The sequence below is a fragment of the Vibrio sp. SCSIO 43153 genome (genome assembly GCF_023716625.1).
Classification (GTDB): Bacteria; Pseudomonadota; Gammaproteobacteria; order Enterobacterales; family Vibrionaceae; genus Vibrio; species Vibrio rotiferianus.
This window is the reverse complement of the sequence record NZ_CP071855.1, coordinates 1,710,755-1,729,291: the sequence shown is the minus strand read 5'-3', so window position 1 is coordinate 1,729,291 and position 18,537 is coordinate 1,710,755. Positions and strand designations below refer to the sequence as shown.

21 protein-coding genes are annotated in these 18,537 nt (G+C 45.3%); 11 read left to right on the top strand and 10 right to left on the bottom strand.

Translation table 11 applies throughout. The features are described from left to right. Positions 1 to 129 precede the first annotated feature (129 nt). The 6 genes from J4N37_RS07760 (at position 130) to J4N37_RS07740 (ending at position 2,395) form a co-directional block, all read left to right on the top strand. On the top strand, positions 130 to 546 hold the full coding sequence (locus J4N37_RS07760; protein WP_045389601.1) for an NUDIX domain-containing protein: 417 nt from the start codon (positions 130 to 132) through the stop codon (positions 544 to 546). After that, on the top strand, positions 536 to 979 hold the full coding sequence (locus J4N37_RS07755) for an NUDIX hydrolase (protein WP_045389604.1): 444 nt from the start codon (positions 536 to 538) through the stop codon (positions 977 to 979). Before J4N37_RS07760 ends, J4N37_RS07755 begins: the two co-directional genes overlap by 11 nt. 5 nt (positions 980 to 984) lie before the next feature. After that, a complete protein-coding gene (locus J4N37_RS25185; protein ID WP_227741912.1) occupies positions 985 to 1,092 on the top strand; it encodes a YceK/YidQ family lipoprotein in 108 nt (35 codons plus the stop codon). A 189-nt stretch (positions 1,093 to 1,281) separates the two neighbouring features. Further along, positions 1,282 to 1,665, top strand: a complete 384-nt coding sequence (locus J4N37_RS07750; protein ID WP_010448293.1) for a hypothetical protein — start codon at positions 1,282 to 1,284, stop codon at positions 1,663 to 1,665. 36 nt (positions 1,666 to 1,701) lie between these two features. Beyond that, the gene (locus J4N37_RS07745) at positions 1,702 to 1,920 is read left to right on the top strand and encodes a hypothetical protein (RefSeq protein ID WP_038884798.1); all 219 of its coding nucleotides are present in this window, start codon (positions 1,702 to 1,704) and stop codon (positions 1,918 to 1,920) included. Positions 1,921 to 1,936: 16 nt separating this feature from the next. Next, positions 1,937 to 2,395, top strand: coding sequence for a GNAT family N-acetyltransferase (locus J4N37_RS07740; RefSeq protein WP_252040432.1), 459 nt, complete (start codon positions 1,937 to 1,939; stop codon positions 2,393 to 2,395). Here the strand turns inward: J4N37_RS07740 and J4N37_RS07735 are convergent. Next, positions 2,368 to 2,592 (bottom strand): DUF7661 family protein, encoded by a 225-nt coding sequence (locus tag J4N37_RS07735; RefSeq protein ID WP_045389610.1) that lies wholly within the window; start codon positions 2,590 to 2,592, stop codon positions 2,368 to 2,370. The genes J4N37_RS07740 and J4N37_RS07735 overlap by 28 nt on opposite strands. Further along, positions 2,589 to 3,407 carry a sterol desaturase family protein gene (locus J4N37_RS07730; protein ID WP_252040429.1) on the bottom strand — a complete coding sequence of 273 codons (819 nt, stop codon included), beginning with the start codon at positions 3,405 to 3,407 and terminating at the stop codon, positions 2,589 to 2,591. The genes J4N37_RS07735 and J4N37_RS07730 overlap by 4 nt, the downstream gene beginning before the upstream one ends. 179 nt (positions 3,408 to 3,586) lie before the next feature. Here J4N37_RS07730 and J4N37_RS07725 point away from each other — a divergent pair, with 179 nt between their 5' ends. The 3 genes from J4N37_RS07725 to J4N37_RS07715 all read left to right on the top strand — a co-directional run bounded on the left by J4N37_RS07725 (position 3,587) and on the right by J4N37_RS07715 (position 6,110). Next, positions 3,587 to 4,339 carry a tRNA-uridine aminocarboxypropyltransferase gene (locus tag J4N37_RS07725; RefSeq protein ID WP_138954069.1) on the top strand — a complete coding sequence of 251 codons (753 nt, stop codon included), beginning with the start codon at positions 3,587 to 3,589 and terminating at the stop codon, positions 4,337 to 4,339. Positions 4,340 to 4,511: 172 nt separating this feature from the next. After that, entirely contained in the window at positions 4,512 to 5,420 is a 909-nt protein-coding gene (gene nagK / locus J4N37_RS07720; RefSeq protein WP_010448284.1) for an N-acetylglucosamine kinase, read from the top strand. Positions 5,421 to 5,612: 192 nt separating this feature from the next. Further along, positions 5,613 to 6,110 carry a VPA0510 family protein gene (locus J4N37_RS07715; protein ID WP_252040427.1) on the top strand — a complete coding sequence of 166 codons (498 nt, stop codon included), beginning with the start codon at positions 5,613 to 5,615 and terminating at the stop codon, positions 6,108 to 6,110. 77 nt (positions 6,111 to 6,187) lie between these two features. Here J4N37_RS07715 and J4N37_RS07710 read toward each other — a convergent pair whose 3' ends face one another. The 6 genes from J4N37_RS07710 to J4N37_RS07685 all read right to left on the bottom strand — a co-directional run bounded on the left by J4N37_RS07710 (position 6,188) and on the right by J4N37_RS07685 (position 11,155). After that, positions 6,188 to 6,454 (bottom strand): DUF2960 domain-containing protein, encoded by a 267-nt coding sequence (locus J4N37_RS07710; protein WP_005377584.1) that lies wholly within the window; start codon positions 6,452 to 6,454, stop codon positions 6,188 to 6,190. A 74-nt stretch (positions 6,455 to 6,528) separates the two neighbouring features. Further along, complete coding sequence (locus J4N37_RS07705) at positions 6,529 to 8,307, bottom strand: bifunctional molybdopterin-guanine dinucleotide biosynthesis adaptor protein MobB/molybdopterin molybdotransferase MoeA (RefSeq protein WP_252040425.1); 1,779 nt, start codon at positions 8,305 to 8,307, stop codon at positions 6,529 to 6,531. Next, entirely contained in the window at positions 8,304 to 8,891 is a 588-nt protein-coding gene (gene mobA, locus J4N37_RS07700; protein ID WP_047479398.1) for a molybdenum cofactor guanylyltransferase MobA, read from the bottom strand. Before mobA ends, J4N37_RS07705 begins: the two co-directional genes overlap by 4 nt. After that, positions 8,869 to 9,588 (bottom strand): energy-coupling factor ABC transporter ATP-binding protein, encoded by a 720-nt coding sequence (locus J4N37_RS07695; RefSeq protein WP_252040423.1) that lies wholly within the window; start codon positions 9,586 to 9,588, stop codon positions 8,869 to 8,871. Before J4N37_RS07695 ends, mobA begins: the two co-directional genes overlap by 23 nt. Before the next feature lie 43 nt (positions 9,589 to 9,631). After that, positions 9,632 to 10,330: an ABC transporter permease gene (locus tag J4N37_RS07690; RefSeq protein WP_010448263.1), complete on the bottom strand. Its 699-nt coding sequence runs from the start codon at positions 10,328 to 10,330 to the stop codon at positions 9,632 to 9,634. A 6-nt stretch (positions 10,331 to 10,336) separates the two neighbouring features. Beyond that, on the bottom strand, positions 10,337 to 11,155 hold the full coding sequence (locus tag J4N37_RS07685) for an ABC transporter substrate-binding protein (RefSeq protein WP_010448262.1): 819 nt from the start codon (positions 11,153 to 11,155) through the stop codon (positions 10,337 to 10,339). 343 nt (positions 11,156 to 11,498) lie between these two features. On the opposite strand from J4N37_RS07685, the gene J4N37_RS07680 reads away from it, so the two are divergent. Both J4N37_RS07680 and J4N37_RS07675 read left to right on the top strand, forming a co-directional pair. Further along, on the top strand, positions 11,499 to 12,950 hold the full coding sequence (locus J4N37_RS07680) for a sigma-54-dependent transcriptional regulator (protein WP_088880806.1): 1,452 nt from the start codon (positions 11,499 to 11,501) through the stop codon (positions 12,948 to 12,950). Further along, entirely contained in the window at positions 12,940 to 14,982 is a 2,043-nt protein-coding gene (locus J4N37_RS07675) for a sensor histidine kinase (protein ID WP_252040421.1), read from the top strand. The genes J4N37_RS07680 and J4N37_RS07675 overlap by 11 nt, the downstream gene beginning before the upstream one ends. Before the next feature lie 101 nt (positions 14,983 to 15,083). On the opposite strand, the gene J4N37_RS07670 is transcribed toward J4N37_RS07675, so the two are convergent. Both J4N37_RS07670 and J4N37_RS07665 read right to left on the bottom strand, forming a co-directional pair. Continuing rightward, on the bottom strand, positions 15,084 to 15,962 hold the full coding sequence (locus J4N37_RS07670) for a mechanosensitive ion channel family protein (RefSeq protein ID WP_252040419.1): 879 nt from the start codon (positions 15,960 to 15,962) through the stop codon (positions 15,084 to 15,086). Between the two features lie 2 nt (positions 15,963 to 15,964). Then, positions 15,965 to 18,310 (bottom strand): ATP-binding protein, encoded by a 2,346-nt coding sequence (locus J4N37_RS07665; protein WP_252040417.1) that lies wholly within the window; start codon positions 18,308 to 18,310, stop codon positions 15,965 to 15,967. Between the last annotated feature and the right edge of the window lie 227 nt (positions 18,311 to 18,537).

The following is an 18,537-nucleotide window of genomic DNA, read 5'->3' as shown; positions in this document are numbered from 1 at the left end:
CTCGGTTTTTTTTCACCTAAAAACAATAACCTCTCACAATAGGCGTTACGGTTGTTATTAAGTTGTGTAATATGTTGCACATAAGGTTTGTGCAAAGACATGATAGGTGACGCAGGGAGGCGCTCTTAGATGAAGCAACAGCGCGCAGGGGTAGTTTTGATTAACCGAAACTTCCAATTATTGCTCATTGAGAGGAACAAGGACGGAAGAAATTATCATGTTTTCCCGGGCGGTTCAGTAGAGAGTGATGAATCAATAGTTGAGGCAGCGAAGAGAGAAGCTCTGGAAGAGACAAGCATAGTACTCGATTTGTTGGAGCATGTGTTCGAGATTCGAAATCAAGCGCGAATCGAACATTACTTTCTATCGTATGTCGACAATCCAACAGTAAGACTTGGCTGCGGCCCTGAACAACAGCGAAGATCGGATACTAATCAATACAAGTTAAAATGGGTTGGCTATGAAGAAATAGCTCCTCTCAACCTTTATCCAATTGAAGCAAAGAAGCGTTGTTTAAGAAATAAGGAATGGTTTGGTGGTCGATAAAGTATGTCCATTGGTGTTGAGAAACCAAAATAGTGAGATTCTTCTTTTCAAGCATCCTCTTGCTGGTATCCAGTTGGTGAAAGGTACCGTCGAATCATTTGATGGTGATTTGTTAAGTGCCGCTAAAAGGGAACTAACAGAAGAGTCAGGCATTGTTCAAGTAAAACGAACAAGCTATTTAGGCTGTTGGGAAAGTGAGTTCCAAGAGCAAGTGTGGCATTTTGTTTTATGTGAGTGCGGGGCTCTTCCAGAACAATGGGTTTTTCATACAAAAGATGATGGTGGGCATCATTTCGCTTTCTTTTGGCATGATATTACGCAAGATATCACTTCACACGCGCATCCTGTTTTTCAACGTGCTTTAGAGCAGGCCCGTGAGTTTATCCGCCTCGGTAAGATTGATTTACCAGTATCTGAAGAGGGAAAAAACTAGGCGGAGTGCCGTTCTTTGTATTCGATACCGTTTTTTCGGCTATTGCCGACACCTTGGTCTTACCGTACACAATCACCATGCAAGCTGAAAAAGGCTCAATAGACGTTAATTAAGTAGTTATGCGACCTTTCTGATGAACGACTATTCTTTGGGTATTGGTGTTCAACCGCGAGAATGTGTGACTTTGGGACTGAAATAGGCGTTTTTAAAGCATGATCGCTCTCAAAAATGAACATCAAATTATTGATATCTCACATAGTCTAGTATGATTCGCCATCAAAACGATGATAAGGAAGCCAACAATGAAGGAAAAGTTTGCAGTATTCATCCTTTGTTCGTATCTGCTTGTAGGCAGCGTTATACATATTTATGACAACGTAACTGGTGGTTTCTTGCCATATACCGAAGTGCCGCAATGGCTTAATAGCTACTGGACGAGTTTAGGGATATTAAACTTACTCTCAATCTATTTGCTTATTAAACACCGCCGCACTGGGGTATTGATGTTGATTCTGACGATGGGCAGTGATGTCGTCTTTACCTCATATGCGCACTACAACTTTGGGCTTTTTAGCGATGAAGTTCCTTTGCAACTTCAATCAATGATCTTTGGTTTTGCTTTAGCCGCATCGTTATGGTTATGGAGTGCAAACAGGGTTAGAAACTCTCGTCAGATATTCCGCTAATTTTATTTTTAAATTGTTTTCTAACAGGGATGAGTTATGAACAACGTTAAGGATCTTGCGAGCTTTGGACTTTTCGCAGCGATCTCTGGCTTTAGCTTTGGTGCAATCTTTTTTGGGATTGCGTTTGTTTACTCTGCTATCAACAAACAACAAGATGTGAGTATGTTAGCGCTTGCGTCAATTGTGTTAGGTGTTATTGGCTTGTTTGTTGGCGTAACCCAATCAAACAAGAAGCGCGATTTGATCAAAGCCTAATTCCAGCAGAGCATAAATGCTTCAACACGTTTCTAGTGGAGACCCTTCGGTCGAATCCCTTTCCAGAGATTGCTTTCATGAACTGAGAGCAATCTACTCCCCAAACAAAACCGCAAAACCAACTTCAGGCAAAGATGAATGGGTCACTTACGCCTATTATATTGAAACCAAGGTTGTTGCTTGTATCAAAGTCAAATTAACAAGCAGCGAACTACAATTATCGGGATTAGCCGTCGAAAGAGCATCTCGTAAACAGGGCATCGCTCGCCGCTTAATTGCGGCTTTGTATGAGTTATATGATTTGGTGAATTGTTTGAGCGTCTGGTGTGTAGAAGAGACGGGTAATGTTGTTGTTTTTGAAGCACTCGGCTTTGAAGTGCTACAAAGTGAGGAGTCGACGCTATTCTCATCAACCAATGGTAACCCTGCAACAGAAGTTAAGCTGGTTTATTCAATCCGAAACACACTGGGATGAGTTGTAGTCGCATATTCGTGATACATATCATCTAGGTAGATCAGTAACTCATCTTCATCGAGAAAGGGCGGCACGACAAAATCTCTAACAGGGCGTTTTATTGATGTTTCCGAGTCGATATAAAGCGTCCAAATCCCATCTTTGCATTCAGCAAGCATGATTTTTCCAAACACATTCACCTTTATTGAACTGCTCATGAGGAAGACTTTTCCTTGTAACGAAATGGTTGGGTGAGCAGTCTATCCAATCTTTGCTCGTCTTTGTCGCGAATCTCTGGAACACCAATCACAACATCATCATGGCCTAACTCCGGTTGAGCGCAGTAGGTGCCAAACAAACGATCCCAGATAGACAAGAAAAAGCCAAAGTTTGAATGTGTCTCGCGCACGATGACAGAGTGGTGCACGCGGTGCATGTCTGGCGTCACAATCAACTTACGTAACTTCGCGTCCCAAAGCAGTGGCAGCTTTGCATTGCTATGGTTAAACATCGCGCTAGCATTTAATACAATTTCAAACACTACGATGGCGATAGGAGAGACGCCCAAAGCGAAAACAGCGGCGATTTTTACAATCATTGAGAGAATGATTTCTATCGGGTGGAATCGTGTTCCTGTGGTGACATCGATATCCAGGTCGGAGTGATGCATGCGGTGAAGCTTCCACAGCGGTTTAACGCGATGGAAGACTAAATGCTGTAGGTAGATGATGAGATCGAGTAATACGACGGCAATCAGCACATGTAACCAAGTTGGTAAGGCGAATGCATTGAGTAGACCCCATTGGTTTTCATAAGCGATGATGGCAGCTTGGAAAGCGGCAATAGGCATGACAATAGCAATGATGACACTATTTAAAACGACCAGCGTAAGGTTGTTAAACCAGCGAAATGATCGCTCGACCGTAAGCTTCTTTCTCGGCAGCTTGTTTTCCCATAGCGTACAGAGTAACAACACACCAATGAAGATGCTAAGCCTTAGCCAGGAAGGGTCGTTAAATGCAGTTTCAGTCACTCTAATTTCCTTGATTAATTCGCTTAACTCCTAAGACCTTACGACATCAATGTATCTTTCATCGAAAGGTAGGAAGGTGAATTGCGGTCTGTTTGCGAGCATTCCTTGAGACTAACAGACGATGCAAGTAGAATCGCGCTCTACTTTATAAAGACCCTAACAACTGGCACTTTCTATCCATGAGAATCCACGCTTTCCATCGTTTATACCAGCACCGTCAATCTATCTCAACGAAGCCATTTAATGCTCGTGGTTGTAAAGTGGTTCGTTGTCCATATTGTCAGGTTTCTGAGCAGTTTTGTTTGTGCGACATTCAACCGAACATCGAATCTGATATCGCGTGTATGCTGATTGTGTCGGAAAACGAAGTGTTCAAACCAAGCAATACCGGGCGTTTAATTGCTGATACGATTCAAGAGACCTACGTGTATCAATGGAATCGCACAGAACCTTCTGAAGAGATGCTGGCGCTGTTAAAGAACGACGCTTATCAACCTGTGGTTGTCTTCCCTGCAGACTATGTGGATGAGCCAGAACGCTTGTTAGACGGTCTGAACCCTGAGCGCTTGGCGACAGAAGAAGGTAGCATGGATAAAAAGTGGCTGCTGATTTTCATTGATGGTAGTTGGCGTGAAGCTCGCAAGATCTTCCGCCGTTCAGAGTTTCTTAAATCTTTGCCTGTGCTTTCTATTGAGCCGGAATCACTGTCTGAATACATTATGCGTCGTTCAGATAACGAGCAGCATTTATCTACGGCTGAAGTGGCGACGTTAGTATTCAAACAAGCGGGAGAAGAACAAGCGTCAGAGTGCTTGCAATTGTGGTTTGAAGCATTCCGTGAAACTTACATGCTAACAAAAACTCGCGTGAAAACTGACTGGTCTCGACCGCATCTGAAACGTTTCAAAGAGTGGGCTAAAATCGAGAGCTAACTCTAAGGAATGAACTTTTGTTGATGGCTTGTTGTTCAACTGGCTTTAATGAGGGGATAAATCTGCATTCGGTCACGGTTTGCAGGCGTACAGATATGGATAATGCCTAAAGTTTATATTTTTGACTCCAGCATTTTTTGGGAGTCGTTTGAGCATTTTAGGAGAGAATTGCATGTATTACGGCTTTGATGTCGGTGGCACTAAAATCGAGTTTGGTGCGTTTAACGATAAACTTGAGCGTGTAGCAACAGAACGTGTACCAACACCAACAGACAACTACGATTTGCTGGTAGAAACCATCGCAGGTCTAGTAAACAAATACGATGCTGAATTTGGTTGTGAAGGTACGATTGGTCTTGGTCTTCCTGGTATGGAAGATGCCGATGACGCAACGGTACTAACGGTTAACGTACCTGCGGCGAAAGGTAAACCACTTCGTGCGGATCTAGAAGCAAAAATTGGCCGCAGCGTAAAAATCGAAAACGACGCAAACTGTTTTGCGCTTTCAGAAGCGTGGGATGAGGAACTCAAAGACGAGCCATCGGTACTTGGCTTAATCCTTGGTACTGGCTTTGGTGGCGGCTTCATCTACGAAGGTAAGGTGTTCTCTGGTCGTAACCACGTAGCAGGTGAGGTGGGTCATACCCGTCTTCCCCTTGATGCTTGGTTCCACCTAGGTGAAAACGCACCGTTACTAGGTTGTGGTTGTGATAAGAAAGGCTGTCTAGATAGCTACCTATCTGGTCGTGGTTTCGAACTTCTTTACACGCATTACTACGGCGAAGAGAAGAAAGCGATCGACATCATTAAGTCACACGCAGAAGGCGAAGCAAAAGCGGTTGAACACGTTGAGCGCTTTATGGAGCTTCTCGCAATCTGTTTTGCGAACCTATTTACTGCAACTGACCCACATGTAGTTGTGTTGGGTGGTGGTCTATCTAACTTCGAACTGATTTACGAAGAGATGCCAAAACGTATTCCTAAGTACCTACTTTCTGTAGCGAAATGTCCGAAGATCATCAAAGCAAAACATGGTGATTCAGGCGGTGTACGTGGTGCTGCGTTCCTAAATATCAAGTAATCGTCAGAGTTTTCATTAAGAGAAAACATTTAAGACAAAGATTGAAAGCCTCGCTTCCCTTTAAGGTAAGCGAGGCTTTTTTATTGTTGTTATGCCGTTGCTATCTTTACCCAGTTTTACGCTTCATTTACGTCTCTTGAACTCGTGATTGATAAGCTGTTTCCATTGCTTCCATGAACAGTAGGAATGAAGATGTTCAACTCATTAAGATTTCGGTATGGTGTTCTTAGTATCGCTTTAGTTGGTATGGTCTCGCCGACGCTTGCAAAGCCGCCAGCACCTAAGCCCCAAAAACACGTAAAGAAAGTGGTGGTAGTTAAACCTGCTTATCGTCCCGTTTATAAAGCACCTGTTCACCGTGTTTATCATTACAACAAGATCCCAAGAACCGCGACGTACCTAGTGATTGCGGGGATCACTTATGCAGTGGTTGATAATGTCTATTACAAGCGAAGTGGCGATCAGTACATTTACGTTGAGCAACCACCGGTCTCTGTAAAGAGCGAAGTGAATACAGCGAGTAGCACTGTCGTAGCAAATAAGGGAATGGCAGGTAAGATAGTCGATGTGTTGCCAAATGAAGCGACTACGGTGACCGTTAATGGGGCGACTTTCTATGTCCAAGGCAGTGATTGGTATGCGCCAATTGCAGGAACGAACCAGTTTGTGATTGTTGAGCCTCAGTTATAAAGCCTTACCCTTGGATTTCATGCATAAAAAACTCGCGACGAATCGCGAGTTTTTTGCTTTGACCTATTTGGTTAGGCTTATTTGTTCTTTTTACCTACGCCCAAGTTTTCTTTTTGAGCTAGGGTGATTTTGCTAAAGCCTAATTTTCTGAAGTAGTTGTCGCGGTAGTTGCGCACAGCTTTAGTGTCAGATACTGCTTCGATTTGTTGCTCCATCTTTAGGAACTCAGTGATGTCGATACCTTCTGCTTCTGCAACCGCTTCTTGAATGTTGCGGTGTTGCTGGTACGAGAACGTCAGTTCTTTGTCTTGGTCTTTGTAAGTGTAAAGAATGGTGCGAGCCATAGCTGTCTCTCTGAAAAATTTTTCTGTAATCAATAAAAAGGCCAGACATGCTGACCTTTGAATTCTGAATTGGTCTAGATTCTGCCTTGAAGCGGGATAATTGTCACGCTTTCTCCTGCTTTTACTGTATCAACAGCAGGGGAGATTTCGATTAAACAGTTTGCCTCACTCATTGAACGTAAAATACCAGAACCTTGTTTGCCCGTTGTGCGAACCGTTAGGCGACCTGTTTCGTCTAGCTCGTAGATACCGCGGCTAAATTCGGTACGACCTTGGCGAGAGCGCAGATTTTCTGTGGCAATGGCGCTGACTTTAAGTGGCTTCCAGCCTTGTTCGCCTTGCATCTTACGCAGCGCTGGTTCAACAAAATTGATGAATGAAACCATCACGGCAACAGGGTTACCCGGCAAACCAAAGAAAGGTTTATCGTTGATTTGACCGAACGCAAGCGGACGACCAGGACGCATGTTGATACGCCAGAAATCAATTTGCCCCAGTTTATCCAATGCCAGCTTAATGTAATCTGCATCGCCAACGGATACACCGCCAGAAGTCATCACTACATCGGCTTGCGCAGAAGCATTTTCGAGCGCTTCAATCATCAACTGCTCGTTGTCTTCTAGAATTCCGAAATCCAAAATTTCGCAGCCAAGTTTCTCTAACATGCCCATGATAGTGAAACGGTTTGAGTCGTAGATTGAATTCGCTTTCTGTTCTGTACCCGGCGCTTGTACTTCGTCACCGGTAGAGAACACAGCAACTTTTAACTTGCGGAACACATTCGTTTCACCAAAGCCAAGAGAAGCAATCATGCCCATCTCAGGGGAGGCTAGGCGGGTGCCTGCAGTGAACACATCGTTACCAATTGCTAAGTCTTCACCTGCTTGGCGAACGTTTTGACCGGTTTTGATGCTCGCACCATTGAACGTAACCGTATCGCCGTCTTGGGAAGCTTGTTCACGCATAACAACGGTATCACCATTGATAGGTGTTGGTGCGCCCGTCATGATCTTAACCGCTTGACCAACTTCCAGAGGCTGATCGTAAGCATGACCCGCCATCACTTCAGCAACCACTTGGTAGCTGTCGCGCTCGACGTCATCACCGCGAATGGCGTAACCGTCCATTGCTGAGTTAGTGTATTGCGGAACGTTCACTGGTGACACAACATGATCTGCAAGCACGCGGCCGTACGCATCTTCAATCTTGCACGATTCGGTTTCGGCAACCGTGTTCACCAAAGATAGGATCTTTTCTTGGCCTTGAACGACAGAAAGGAAAGCTGGAGAAAGGGTATCGCAGCAAGCGGCTTCTTTCTCTTTGCTCTTTGGCGCTTTCGCTTCTTGAACATACTGAATAACGAACTGAGCAATCGCTTCAAGATCGTTGATGTTCATTTGTGGCAATTCAGAATCCAATTCGCCGCTGTCAGAAGCAATGGCGATGATGTTGTCATCGTTTGGATGAAGCCAAGGCTTGCCAACTTCTTCACGATGCAATTCGATCTTAGGGAACGCAATGTTTTTGCAGCCTTCCACTAGAACCACGTCTAGCTTGTCTTCGTCGAAACGCGTTAGTAGGTAATCAAACTCAGATTCCGACTCTGGCGTTTCTGTCATCAGCGCAAAACGGTTACGAGAAGAGATCAGCATTTGCGATGCACCCGCTTTACGTAGGCGGTGGCTGTCTTTGCCCGGTTGGTCGACGTCAAAGTTATGGTGTGCGTGTTTTAGCATACCAATGCGTAAACCCGCTTCGGTTAACTTCGGTAACAAGGCTTCAAGTAGCGTAGTTTTGCCTGTACCAGAGTAGGCAGCAAAACCAAGAATAGGGATGTTTAGCGTGTGTTTCATGATTCTAGTTGTCCAAATTGCGCCAGTTCTTCTGGAGTATTTAAGTTGACGAAACAGTTTGGTGAGTCGCTAAAGTCAACGTAACTGGTGTTGCACTCTTTGTAGAGTAGGATGATCTTACGATCGCCACGTTCTAAAAACGCAGTCAGTTTTGGCAGTACGCGCTTGTGGTAAAGCGTGAAGACGGGTTGCTGGTGGTCGCCATCATGAGCAACCAAAATATCGGTGTCTTCTTTTACCGCGTGGCAAAAACGCTCAACAAGATCGGTGTTAATTTGTGGGCTGTCACAAGGGACGAAGCCAACCCAATCGGTTTCTGCATGAACCAAGCCCGCGTGGATACCACCCATCGGACCTGGGAAATCTTTGAATTGATCGCTGAAGACGAAACCAAACGCACGATAGGCGTCTTGGTTTCGGTTTGCATTGATTAGAATGCGCGGTGTTTGCGGAGATAAACGTTCGATAACGTGTTCGATGAGTGGTTTCTGATTCAGTTCGATCAGGCCTTTGTCTTTTCCACCCATACGGCTGGCTTGACCACCAGCTAAAATGACCCAACTAGTTTGTGTTGGCTGAAGCATATGCGTTCTCTTGGGATGTTTCTTTTGGTATGACATACAAGATTGGAGACTCTACCAAAGTCTTGTCTTTAATCCACCACTGTTTTTTACATAAATCCGTCAACGCGTTAGCTTGGTGGCTAGTCACAACAATACTAGAACCTCGATCAAGCAGATCTTTTGCCATGATGACCAGACGTTCAATCGACTCTTGGTCAAGAGAGGCACTTGGTTCGTCCATCAACAAAATCGATGGTTTTAAGATCCAAGCTCGTGCCATTGCTACGCGTTGTTTTTCGCCGCCGGACAATACAGAGATGTGTTCGTCGGCTAAGGTTTCTAACCCTACCATGCGCAGCGCACTAATAACTTGAGCTCGCTTATCTTTTGCCGAGTCTTGTTGATATTTAACTCCATAAACGACGTTCTCATATACAGTGCCGTCAAAAAGGTAAGGAGATTGATGGAGATAAATCACATCAACACGACCACTACGACGCGTCCACTTTTTAAGCCAAGTGTCTTTAGGTGCAACCACTTTGCCCGTGGAAGGCTTTAGCAAGCCAGCTAGGATTTTGAGTAGGGTAGTTTTACCAACACCGTTGTCGCCTTTAAGGTAAATCGCGTCATTTGGACCAATAGCCAATTCAGGAATGTGAAAAAGCACGCGCTCTTTAAAGCGCATGGACAATTGCTCGGCGGTAATTTTTATAGTCATAATACACCCTTATATTGGGATGATGGCGAGTCGATTGCTTGCTTCATGTTCTTAGATAACCTTTGCCTCTCATACTAGATAAGAGAAAGTTGAGCGCTAACGCTAGAGATAATAATACAATTCCTAATGCAACTCCTTGCGCAAAAGCACCTTTACTACTTTCCATAGCAATGGCAGTCGGAATATTGCGGGTCACGCCCATAATATTACCACCAACCATCATCGAGCAGCCTACCTCGGTGACGATTCGTGAGAATCCCGCGATGATTGCCGCCAATAAAGGAAAACGTGTCTCCCAGATCATAGTAGCAGCGATACGTGGCATTGAGGCACCCAGTGTGATTGCAGTTTCAACTGCGCGACGGTCACTAGATTGTAGTGCGCCGTGCATCATGGAAACCAAAACCGGGAAACAGACGATCATTTGCCCTAAGATCATGGCTTTTTGCGTAAACAGCATTTGCCAATCTCCCAAAGGACCAGCTCTTGAAAGCATCATATACAGCAGCAAACCTATGACTACTGTTGGCACCGCCTGTAAAGTGTTCACAATGGAGAGCAAGAACCATTTACCACGAAAGTCGGTGTAGGCTAAGACAAAGGACATCAAAATAGACGGCAATACCACCAAAGATATTGCCGTAATAGAAACACTAAAGGAGACCGCAACGATCTCCCATAGGTCTGCATCAAAATTCACCAGTAAGCGCAGGGCTTCTAGTGTTGTATCAGCAAGATTCATATTGCGTTATTTGCTCTCAGCATTCGCCACGAACAATTGTTTACCATTCAGACGGAAGCCATTGATCAGCTCCTGACCGCGTGGGTTCACCAACCAGTCACTGAATGCTTTCGCACCTTGGTAGTTGATGGTTGGGTAACGCTCTGGGTTAACCAAAATCACTTGGTACGGGTTAAACAGTTTTTCGTCGCCTTGGAATAGAATCGCAAGATCCAGTTTGTTTTGGTAAGCCAGCCATGTACCGCGGTCAGTCATGGTGTAGCCTTGCATCTCTGACGCCATATTTAGAGTAGGGCCCATGCCTTGGCCTACGCTGCGGTAGCCACCAAAGTTTGGTTCCATCTTAGTTTGCGCCCAGATGCCCAGTTCTTTTTTGTGTGTACCAGAATCATCGCCACGAGAGATGAAAGTCGCGTCTTTGTTTGCGATCTCTTTGAATACGTCTAGCACTGACGCATCGTCTTTCACCTGTGCTGGGTCAGCTTTTGGACCAACGATAACGAAGTCGTTGTACATCAGTTTACGTGGAAGGACGCCGTAGCCGTTTTCAACGAACACACCTTCTGCTTTAGGCGCGTGCGTCATGACCAAATCAACGTCACCGTTTTCACCCATCTTCAGTGCTTTACCAGTACCTGCAGCGATGATGTCCACTTTGTAGCCAGTGTCTTTTTCAAATTGAGGAAGTAGGTAGTCTAGTAAGCCAGAGTGGTAAGTACTTGTTGTCGTAGCCAGACGGATGTGTTCACCTTCTTGAGCTGAAAATGCAGAGTAGCTTACAAGAGTGATTGACGTTGCAGCTAGAGTCAGCGCAATTTTTTTCATTTTAGTTGTTTCCTTTCCAATGATTCTTTGGCTTCTTAAGTCTTGGGGTACTAAAGAAGTCGCCAGAGCGTCATAGTGCGCTCATATCTCAAGTCATCTTAGGGTGAGGGAGTGAGGTGCGATGGTTGCGCGTTGATGTCTCCCGCATCCTGAGACCACTTGGACAATCCATATAGCAAACAAGATGCCAACATTTTACAAGCTCAAAATGTTTGATTTATGCGCTAATTCATGGACTTATTTGCATAAAAATTTGCGTTGGTACAAAATGTCGCACTTTTTGTAGGGTATCTCTGTTTAAACTTGGTACACTCTGTCCCATTCGAATCCAACTGGGGTAAATATGTCTACTCAATCCCATATTAGTACAAACCAACAATACAACGCTTTTTCAGTACTGGTCGTTGATGATGAACTCGGTATGCAAGCCATCCTTAAAAAGGCTCTGGGCAAACTGTTTTCGCAAGTCGATACAGCGGGCAGCATTGAAGAAGCGGAAGAGCTACGTAACTCGCGCCACTACGATTTGATTCTGTTGGATATCAATTTGCCAGGGCGTTCTGGGATTGAATGGGAGGAAGCCTTTGAGGATGACGACAAACGCGCCGATGTTATTTTCATGACCGGTTACGCGGATTTAGAAATCGCGATTCGAGCACTTCAGCTCGGCGCATCGGACTTTATTCTCAAGCCATTTAACCTAGAACAGATGTTGAAAGCGGTCAGTCGTTGTATGGATCGCCGCTTAAACGAGCGCATGCAATACGCGATGAAGCGTGACTATCAGCGTCATCATACCTCAGAGATTATTGGTGGCTCAGAGAAAACGCGTCAACTTAAACAGATGATTGCTCAGTTTGCACCGTCTCGCGCGTCTGTCCTAGTTGAAGGTGAGTCGGGCACGGGTAAAGAACTGGTCGCGCGAGGCATTCACCAAGCAAGTGGGCGCACTGGTCCATTTGTCCCACTTAACTGTGGTGCGATAGCGCCGGAGCTTTTAGAGAGTGAACTATTTGGTCACACCTCAGGTGCCTTTACCGGAGCGAAGAAATCACGTGAAGGTCTATTTCGCGTAGCCAATGGCGGCACATTATTCCTTGATGAAATCGGTGAAATGCCTTTATCCATGCAAGCGTCACTGCTGCGTGTGTTAGAGCAACGCACCATTCGCCCTGTAGGCTCAGAGCGTGAAATCAGTATCGATGTGCGCATTGTCGCGGCGACCAACCGCAACTTACAAGAAGAAGTCAACAAAGGTAATTTCCGAAGCGACCTTTATTACCGTTTAAACGTGTTAAAAATTGAAGTCGCACCTCTGCGTGAGCGTAAAACCGACTTGTTTGAACTGGTGCCGTACTTTAGCAATATGCTGACCAGTGAACTTGGCATGCAAGCACCGAAGTGGGCGCATGAAGATATGGAAGCAATGAGCGAATACGATTGGCCGGGCAACATTCGAGAGCTTAAAAACCTAATTGAGCGCTGTATTTTGTTAGGTAAACCGCCGGCGCATCACTGGCGTGAACTCAATGGCGGTCATGCTCTGCCTAACGTCTCGATTACCGTGTCACATAGCGAAGAGCTTCCGACGTTCAAAGAAGGTAAATCGTTCTCTGGGGAAGGCTATCCAAACTCTTGGACCTTAAAAGAAGTAGAAAAAGCGCATATTCAACAATTGGTTAATTTGCACGAAGGTAATAAGTCAGCAGCGTCTCGAGACTTAGGAGTGGCACGAAAAACGCTAGAGCGCAAATACAAAGAGTGGGATTCCGAGGACGAGGATTATGCCGAGTAATAGTTGGCAGCAACACAAAGGAATGTCGAAATGGACATATCGATTTAAAACTATGGTCCGTTATCGACTGTTGATTTTAACGTCTGCGCCAATCTTCCTAACGCTGATAGCCCTTATTGGTATTACGATCTATTGGTCTATTCACTATACGTGGCAAAACGCGCTATTAGATGTGTCTGAGCGTTTGGGCGTTGCGAATAACAGCATTACGCTGCTGCAACAAAAGCAAGCGAATTACGTTAAAGCGTTCTCGGATTCATATGATTTCCGTACACGAGTGAACCAAAATGTCCCACAAGCGCAACTGCAAACGTGGGTGACCGAGCAGAAGAAACGCTACGCGTTGGATTTTTTATCCTTTCAGCGTGTGAACTCGATGGAAAACAAGTTCCACTTTATGGATTTAACCAAGCGTGAATCTTTCTTCGATGTACTGGATAGAAAAGAGCTGGAGAAGCTTGACCCAGAACTCGCTAAACGCGCTGAAGTGCCTATTTTGAAAAATGGCGGCGTAGAAGCTCGTGGCTTAGTGAGTAGAACGGTTATCCCTGTTTATAGCCAGCATAATGACTTACTTGGTTTTTTAGATGGGGGACTGCTGCTTAATAACAGCACGGTGCTGGTCGATCAAATTCGTGATCTTATCTATTTGAACGATAACGACAGGCTGCGCCCGGTGGGAACTCTGACGGTATTTTTGGATGATCTTCGTGTTAGTACCAATGTTCCTTTAGATAGTGACCAACGTTTAGGGCGTGCGATCGGCACACGAGTCAGTTCAGAGGTGTACAACAAAGTTCTAGATGAAGGTGAGCAGTGGGTCGACCGCGCGTTCGTTTACGATGCTTGGTACATTACGGCATATCAACCTATCAAAGACCAGTATGATAACGTCATTGGCATGCTTTACACTGGTTATCTGATGTGGCCGTTTGTTAAGGCATACATGACCAACATTGTCGAAATCAGCGTCATTACTTTGGTGCTTTTATTGGCTTCTGGTGTGATGGTGTATCGTGGTTCACGGGATTTGTTTCGTCCAATAGAACGTATTTACAAGGTCGTGAAGTTGGTCCAACTAGGTAAAGAACAACGTATTGGTCCATTAGGTTTAGATGAACATCATGAGTTGGCACAGTTGGCTCGGCAGTTCGATAATATGTTGGACGCGCTAGAAGAACAAAAGCTAGAACTGAAAAACTCAGCAGCACAATTAGAGTGTAAAGTCCAAGAGCGAACCGCCAGTCTAAAAGATAAAACGGAAGAGCTAGAGCTGCATATTCAACTACTTAACCAAACACGAGACAAGCTAGTTGTAAATGAAAAGCTTGCGGCGCTTGGTGAACTAACAGCGGGTATTGCTCACGAGATTAACAACCCAACCGCAGTGATTCTGGGTAACGTTGAATTGATTCAGTTTGAGCTAGGTGAAGAGGCAAGCCGCGTTCAGGAAGAGATTGACGCCATTCACGCTCAAATTGACCGTATTCGCAATATCACTCGCAGCTTATTGCAATACAGCCGTCAGGGTGGTGTACAAGACGAAATTACGTGGCAGCACGTGAATCCAATCATTGATGAGAGCATCACGCTGGTTAAAACCGGCACTAAAAAGCGCGACATCGAGTTTGTCACCGATTTACAAGCCCATACTTCGGTTGAGATCAATCGCCACCACTTGTTGCAGATTCTGGTGAACTTGCAGATGAATGGCATTCACGCGATGGACGGTAAAGGCAAGCTAACCGTTGTGAGTGAAGATTGGATTGAAGACAGCGAATTGAAAGGTGCTGCGATTCATGTCACCGACGAAGGTTGTGGTATTAAGCCAGAAAACTTGAGTCGTATTTTCTCGCCATTCTATACCACTAAACGCGACGGTACTGGGCTAGGGCTTTCTGTTTCGCAAAGTATTCTTAGTCAAACAGGCGGCGAGCTAAAAGCCGAATCGGAATGGGGTAAAGGCAGTACGTTCAGTATCTACCTGCCAAAGAAAGCCGAACTATTGCTTGAGGTAACGAATATCGCTTAACCGGCGATTCCAATTAGCTAACGCGCAAAGAAAAGGGTCAGTGCAAATCACTGACCCTTTTTGTATCTGTCCTTCTCTAAACGCGAGAGGAATACATCGAATTAACCCGTATGTACCGCAATCTTCGGAGGATTGATACCGTGCTTCTTGAACTCTTTCATCACACGCAGAGTAATGTCGGTTTCAAACAGCTTCTCGTAGGCGGTGTCTACCACATAAGCCTTACACGTTAGCTGAATCGCCAAGTAGTTATCAGTAATAGTCTGCTTCACAAGCACCGTAACTGGCTTAGGTAGGTGGATATAACGACTTGAAGACGCCGCTTCCTGAATCAAGTCACGCGCTAACGTAATGTCTTCATTCATGCCTACATAGAACGGAATCACCACCTGCATATCCAGTGCACCATAGTTACCGCTGACGACAACTTCACTCAAGAACTTGTTGTTTGGAATCGTAATGATGTCATCGGTTAGGGTGCGCATACGCACAGAGCGCAAACCAATCGCAATGATATCGCCGTAGTTACCTTCGAACGTGACGCGGTCACCAACTTGGAACGGGCGATCCACCATAACCGTCATACCCGCGATGAAGGATGCGGCTAGGTCTTTCAATGCGAAACCAACCGAAACCGCTAACGTACCACCAATCAAAGCAAGGATTTGATCGTTAATACGGAAGCTCATCATAAACACGACAGAACCAGCGGTTAAGTAGATAAAGAACTGCAAGAAAGATTGAAGCTTTTGCAGCACCATGCGGTATTGCACGAATTGGCTACCAATACTTTCTACCATCGAGTTCATGAACTTAAGCAATAGCCACGTTGAGGCAATCACAATGACAGAGAAGAACACGCCGCTCCAGCGAATTAGGCTAGCGATTTGCGAGATATTATCCACACTCGCGATCTCTTCAGTTGCCAATGCAGAGGTGCTTAATAGCGATAACGCTAATACGGTGAGTAGTTTTTTCATCGTTATTTCACCAATAAATGTTGACGGTCGAGAACGTTGGTAATGTGACGGAACCAGTGATCCGACACGCGAGCTTTGTCTTCGCTCCACTCAATAAAGCCGCGGCTTTGGAAGTAGCGCAGAGTACCAATCACTTCCGCAATACTCAGCTGAGTACACTCAGAAAGCTCTTCCGGCGACGCCACTTCAAGCTGAACAATTGAGCGCAGCACGGCCAGCATTGGCTTCGGCATTTTCTCTAGCTCTTGAGACTCTGGTGCGTGGAACAATCGAACCACCACTTGTTGCGTCTCTTTATCCTGACGCAGAGACAAGCGGAAAAAGCGCAAGCCCACTGTCGGGTTACCATCTGAGTAATGCCACAGAATACGGTAGAAACCTTGTTTCGCACGTTCTTCTTCCGTGATGTCTTCTTGGTCCCATTGCTTAGGGACGACAAGACCATCAAACGTCACTGGGTTCTCAATCTCTTGGTTAATACGCGTATCAAACAGCGCAGACAGTTGTTTTTCACTCCAGCGCGGCATAAACGCCACCCAGTCAAACAACAAACGCTCGCCACGAGCACGGTCGACGAAACGCCAGCTTGCTTTCTCAATCGCCATCACAACGCGGTGGTTTTTCTTGGAGCGGCGAAGTAGGTTAGTCAGTTTAATCAAACCGCTTAAACCGCCTACCATTGGCTTAACTAGGCGCTGGGCGTTATCAACTGCGATAAGGTAAGGCGTATCACTCTTACGTAAATGCGCAAGAACCTGAATCTCTGAAGCGTCTTCTTCCAACCCAAGTTGTAGTGCCAGCTCTTTTAGTAGTTCACTGTAACCTGCGTATGGACAGTTCAGATAAAGTGGTTCGGCGTTCTTCACTTTGTTCAGGATAGTGCGCAGGAAGGTTGTTGTACCAACGCCACGTTCACCAGAAATCACACACACAGCAGGGCTATCTGTCAGTAGGTATTTAGACAGTTGTTTGATTTCGTCAGAGGCATACTCGACCAACTCGCTGTCTTCGCTACCTGGAAGAATATATTCGAACGTTTGCTCGCCTTTGATTCTTACGAGATTGGTATCACCACCGTTATTACCAGTTTGTTTGGCAACTTCGATTCGGAACAAGTACGCCAGCGCTTGGCTAAACATGGTGTAGTTAGACAACATTGCGACAATGCGGTGTTTAAAGCTGTGCAGCATAATCCACACAGCACAAATAGCCGTACCGATGATGCTTAGCAACAAGGTATCTTTACGACGGATTGACCAGTTTACCCAAACAGGACGATCAGAGAGCTTCTCCGCGACTTCAAATACCTTTTTACGCCATAGTCGCAATACCGACAGCGTCACCAATACAAACCAGAAGAACAGCGCGCTGTAGATCCACGAGTAAATGGTGCCTTTACCCAGCGTGCGAATCGAGATTTGCAGAATCACGCCAGCAACAATGGCGCTCCAAACGTAACGACGAATGGTTGAAAGGCGTAGGGCAATCACCTCTTGGCTAGTGCTGCGGCTATTGCGATAAGTGAACTCGAGAATAAAGCTAATTGCGATAGAACCACCTAGAACCCACCAAGTGAAGATTTCTAGAATGATCAAATGCTGCAAGCTTGGGATTTCTGATAGCACTCGAAGCGAGAGCGTAATCGAAATCAACCAAGCTATTGCTCTGTGCGCACGGCTGATATACCAAATCAAACGAACCCAAATTGGCGGTTTGGCAACGTTATCTAGCTGCGTTTCGCGGAATAGGGTAATGATGCGCTTGCTATTGGTTAACCACCACACCAAACCGAAGTAGATAAACAACACTTTGATGCCAGCCCAAACGACCGGAATCGGTGAAATCAGAATTTCTTTAATCAAAGATTGGAAAGAACGAATCTGGAAGAACACCAAGTATTCAACGTTAAGCTGAGTTTGACGCCACTCTTGCTTAAACTGCGTAACACCATAAGGACCAAAACCGGTCAATTTGTCGTGCGTGATAGGGTCGGTAAGCTCTAATAAACGTTCTTTGCTTTGACCTAGGCTGTTGACCGTAAGGTAACTGGATTGCGTCTCAAACCATTCTTTGTCTTCACCAGATTCACGGAATGTCTTTAAGTGTTGAGCAAAGATAAGGGTTTGTTTGCGCTGCTCACTCATTACTGCATTGAGCAGTTGGTTGACCTTACGTTTGTCTTGGTCAGACATAAATAAAGGTTCTGGCAGCTTGTTGATCTCCTGAGTGATCTCTTGCGCCACAGGGAGGATTTGAGGCTCAGGTTGGAATTCGTACTCCCACTCAGCGTGAGCAGGTAAAGAAAGCACGAGACCGACTAGCATTAAAATGCGCGCCATGAAATGCATAAAATTCTCTTAAAACTTATAAGGTTAGAGTTAGTGTAGTTGCTTTATCGCGATATGCGAGTTTTACCCAATGACCGTGCACGATGTTGCGATTTCCCTTGATAAACTGATGCTTAAAAAAGGCATAGCGTACGGGAATGATAAAAGGGGACGCACTATAAACCTAATTTCATGGAGTATGTCAATGCTTGGTCATGACGAATTTATGTCTCAGATTTGAGTCGGTT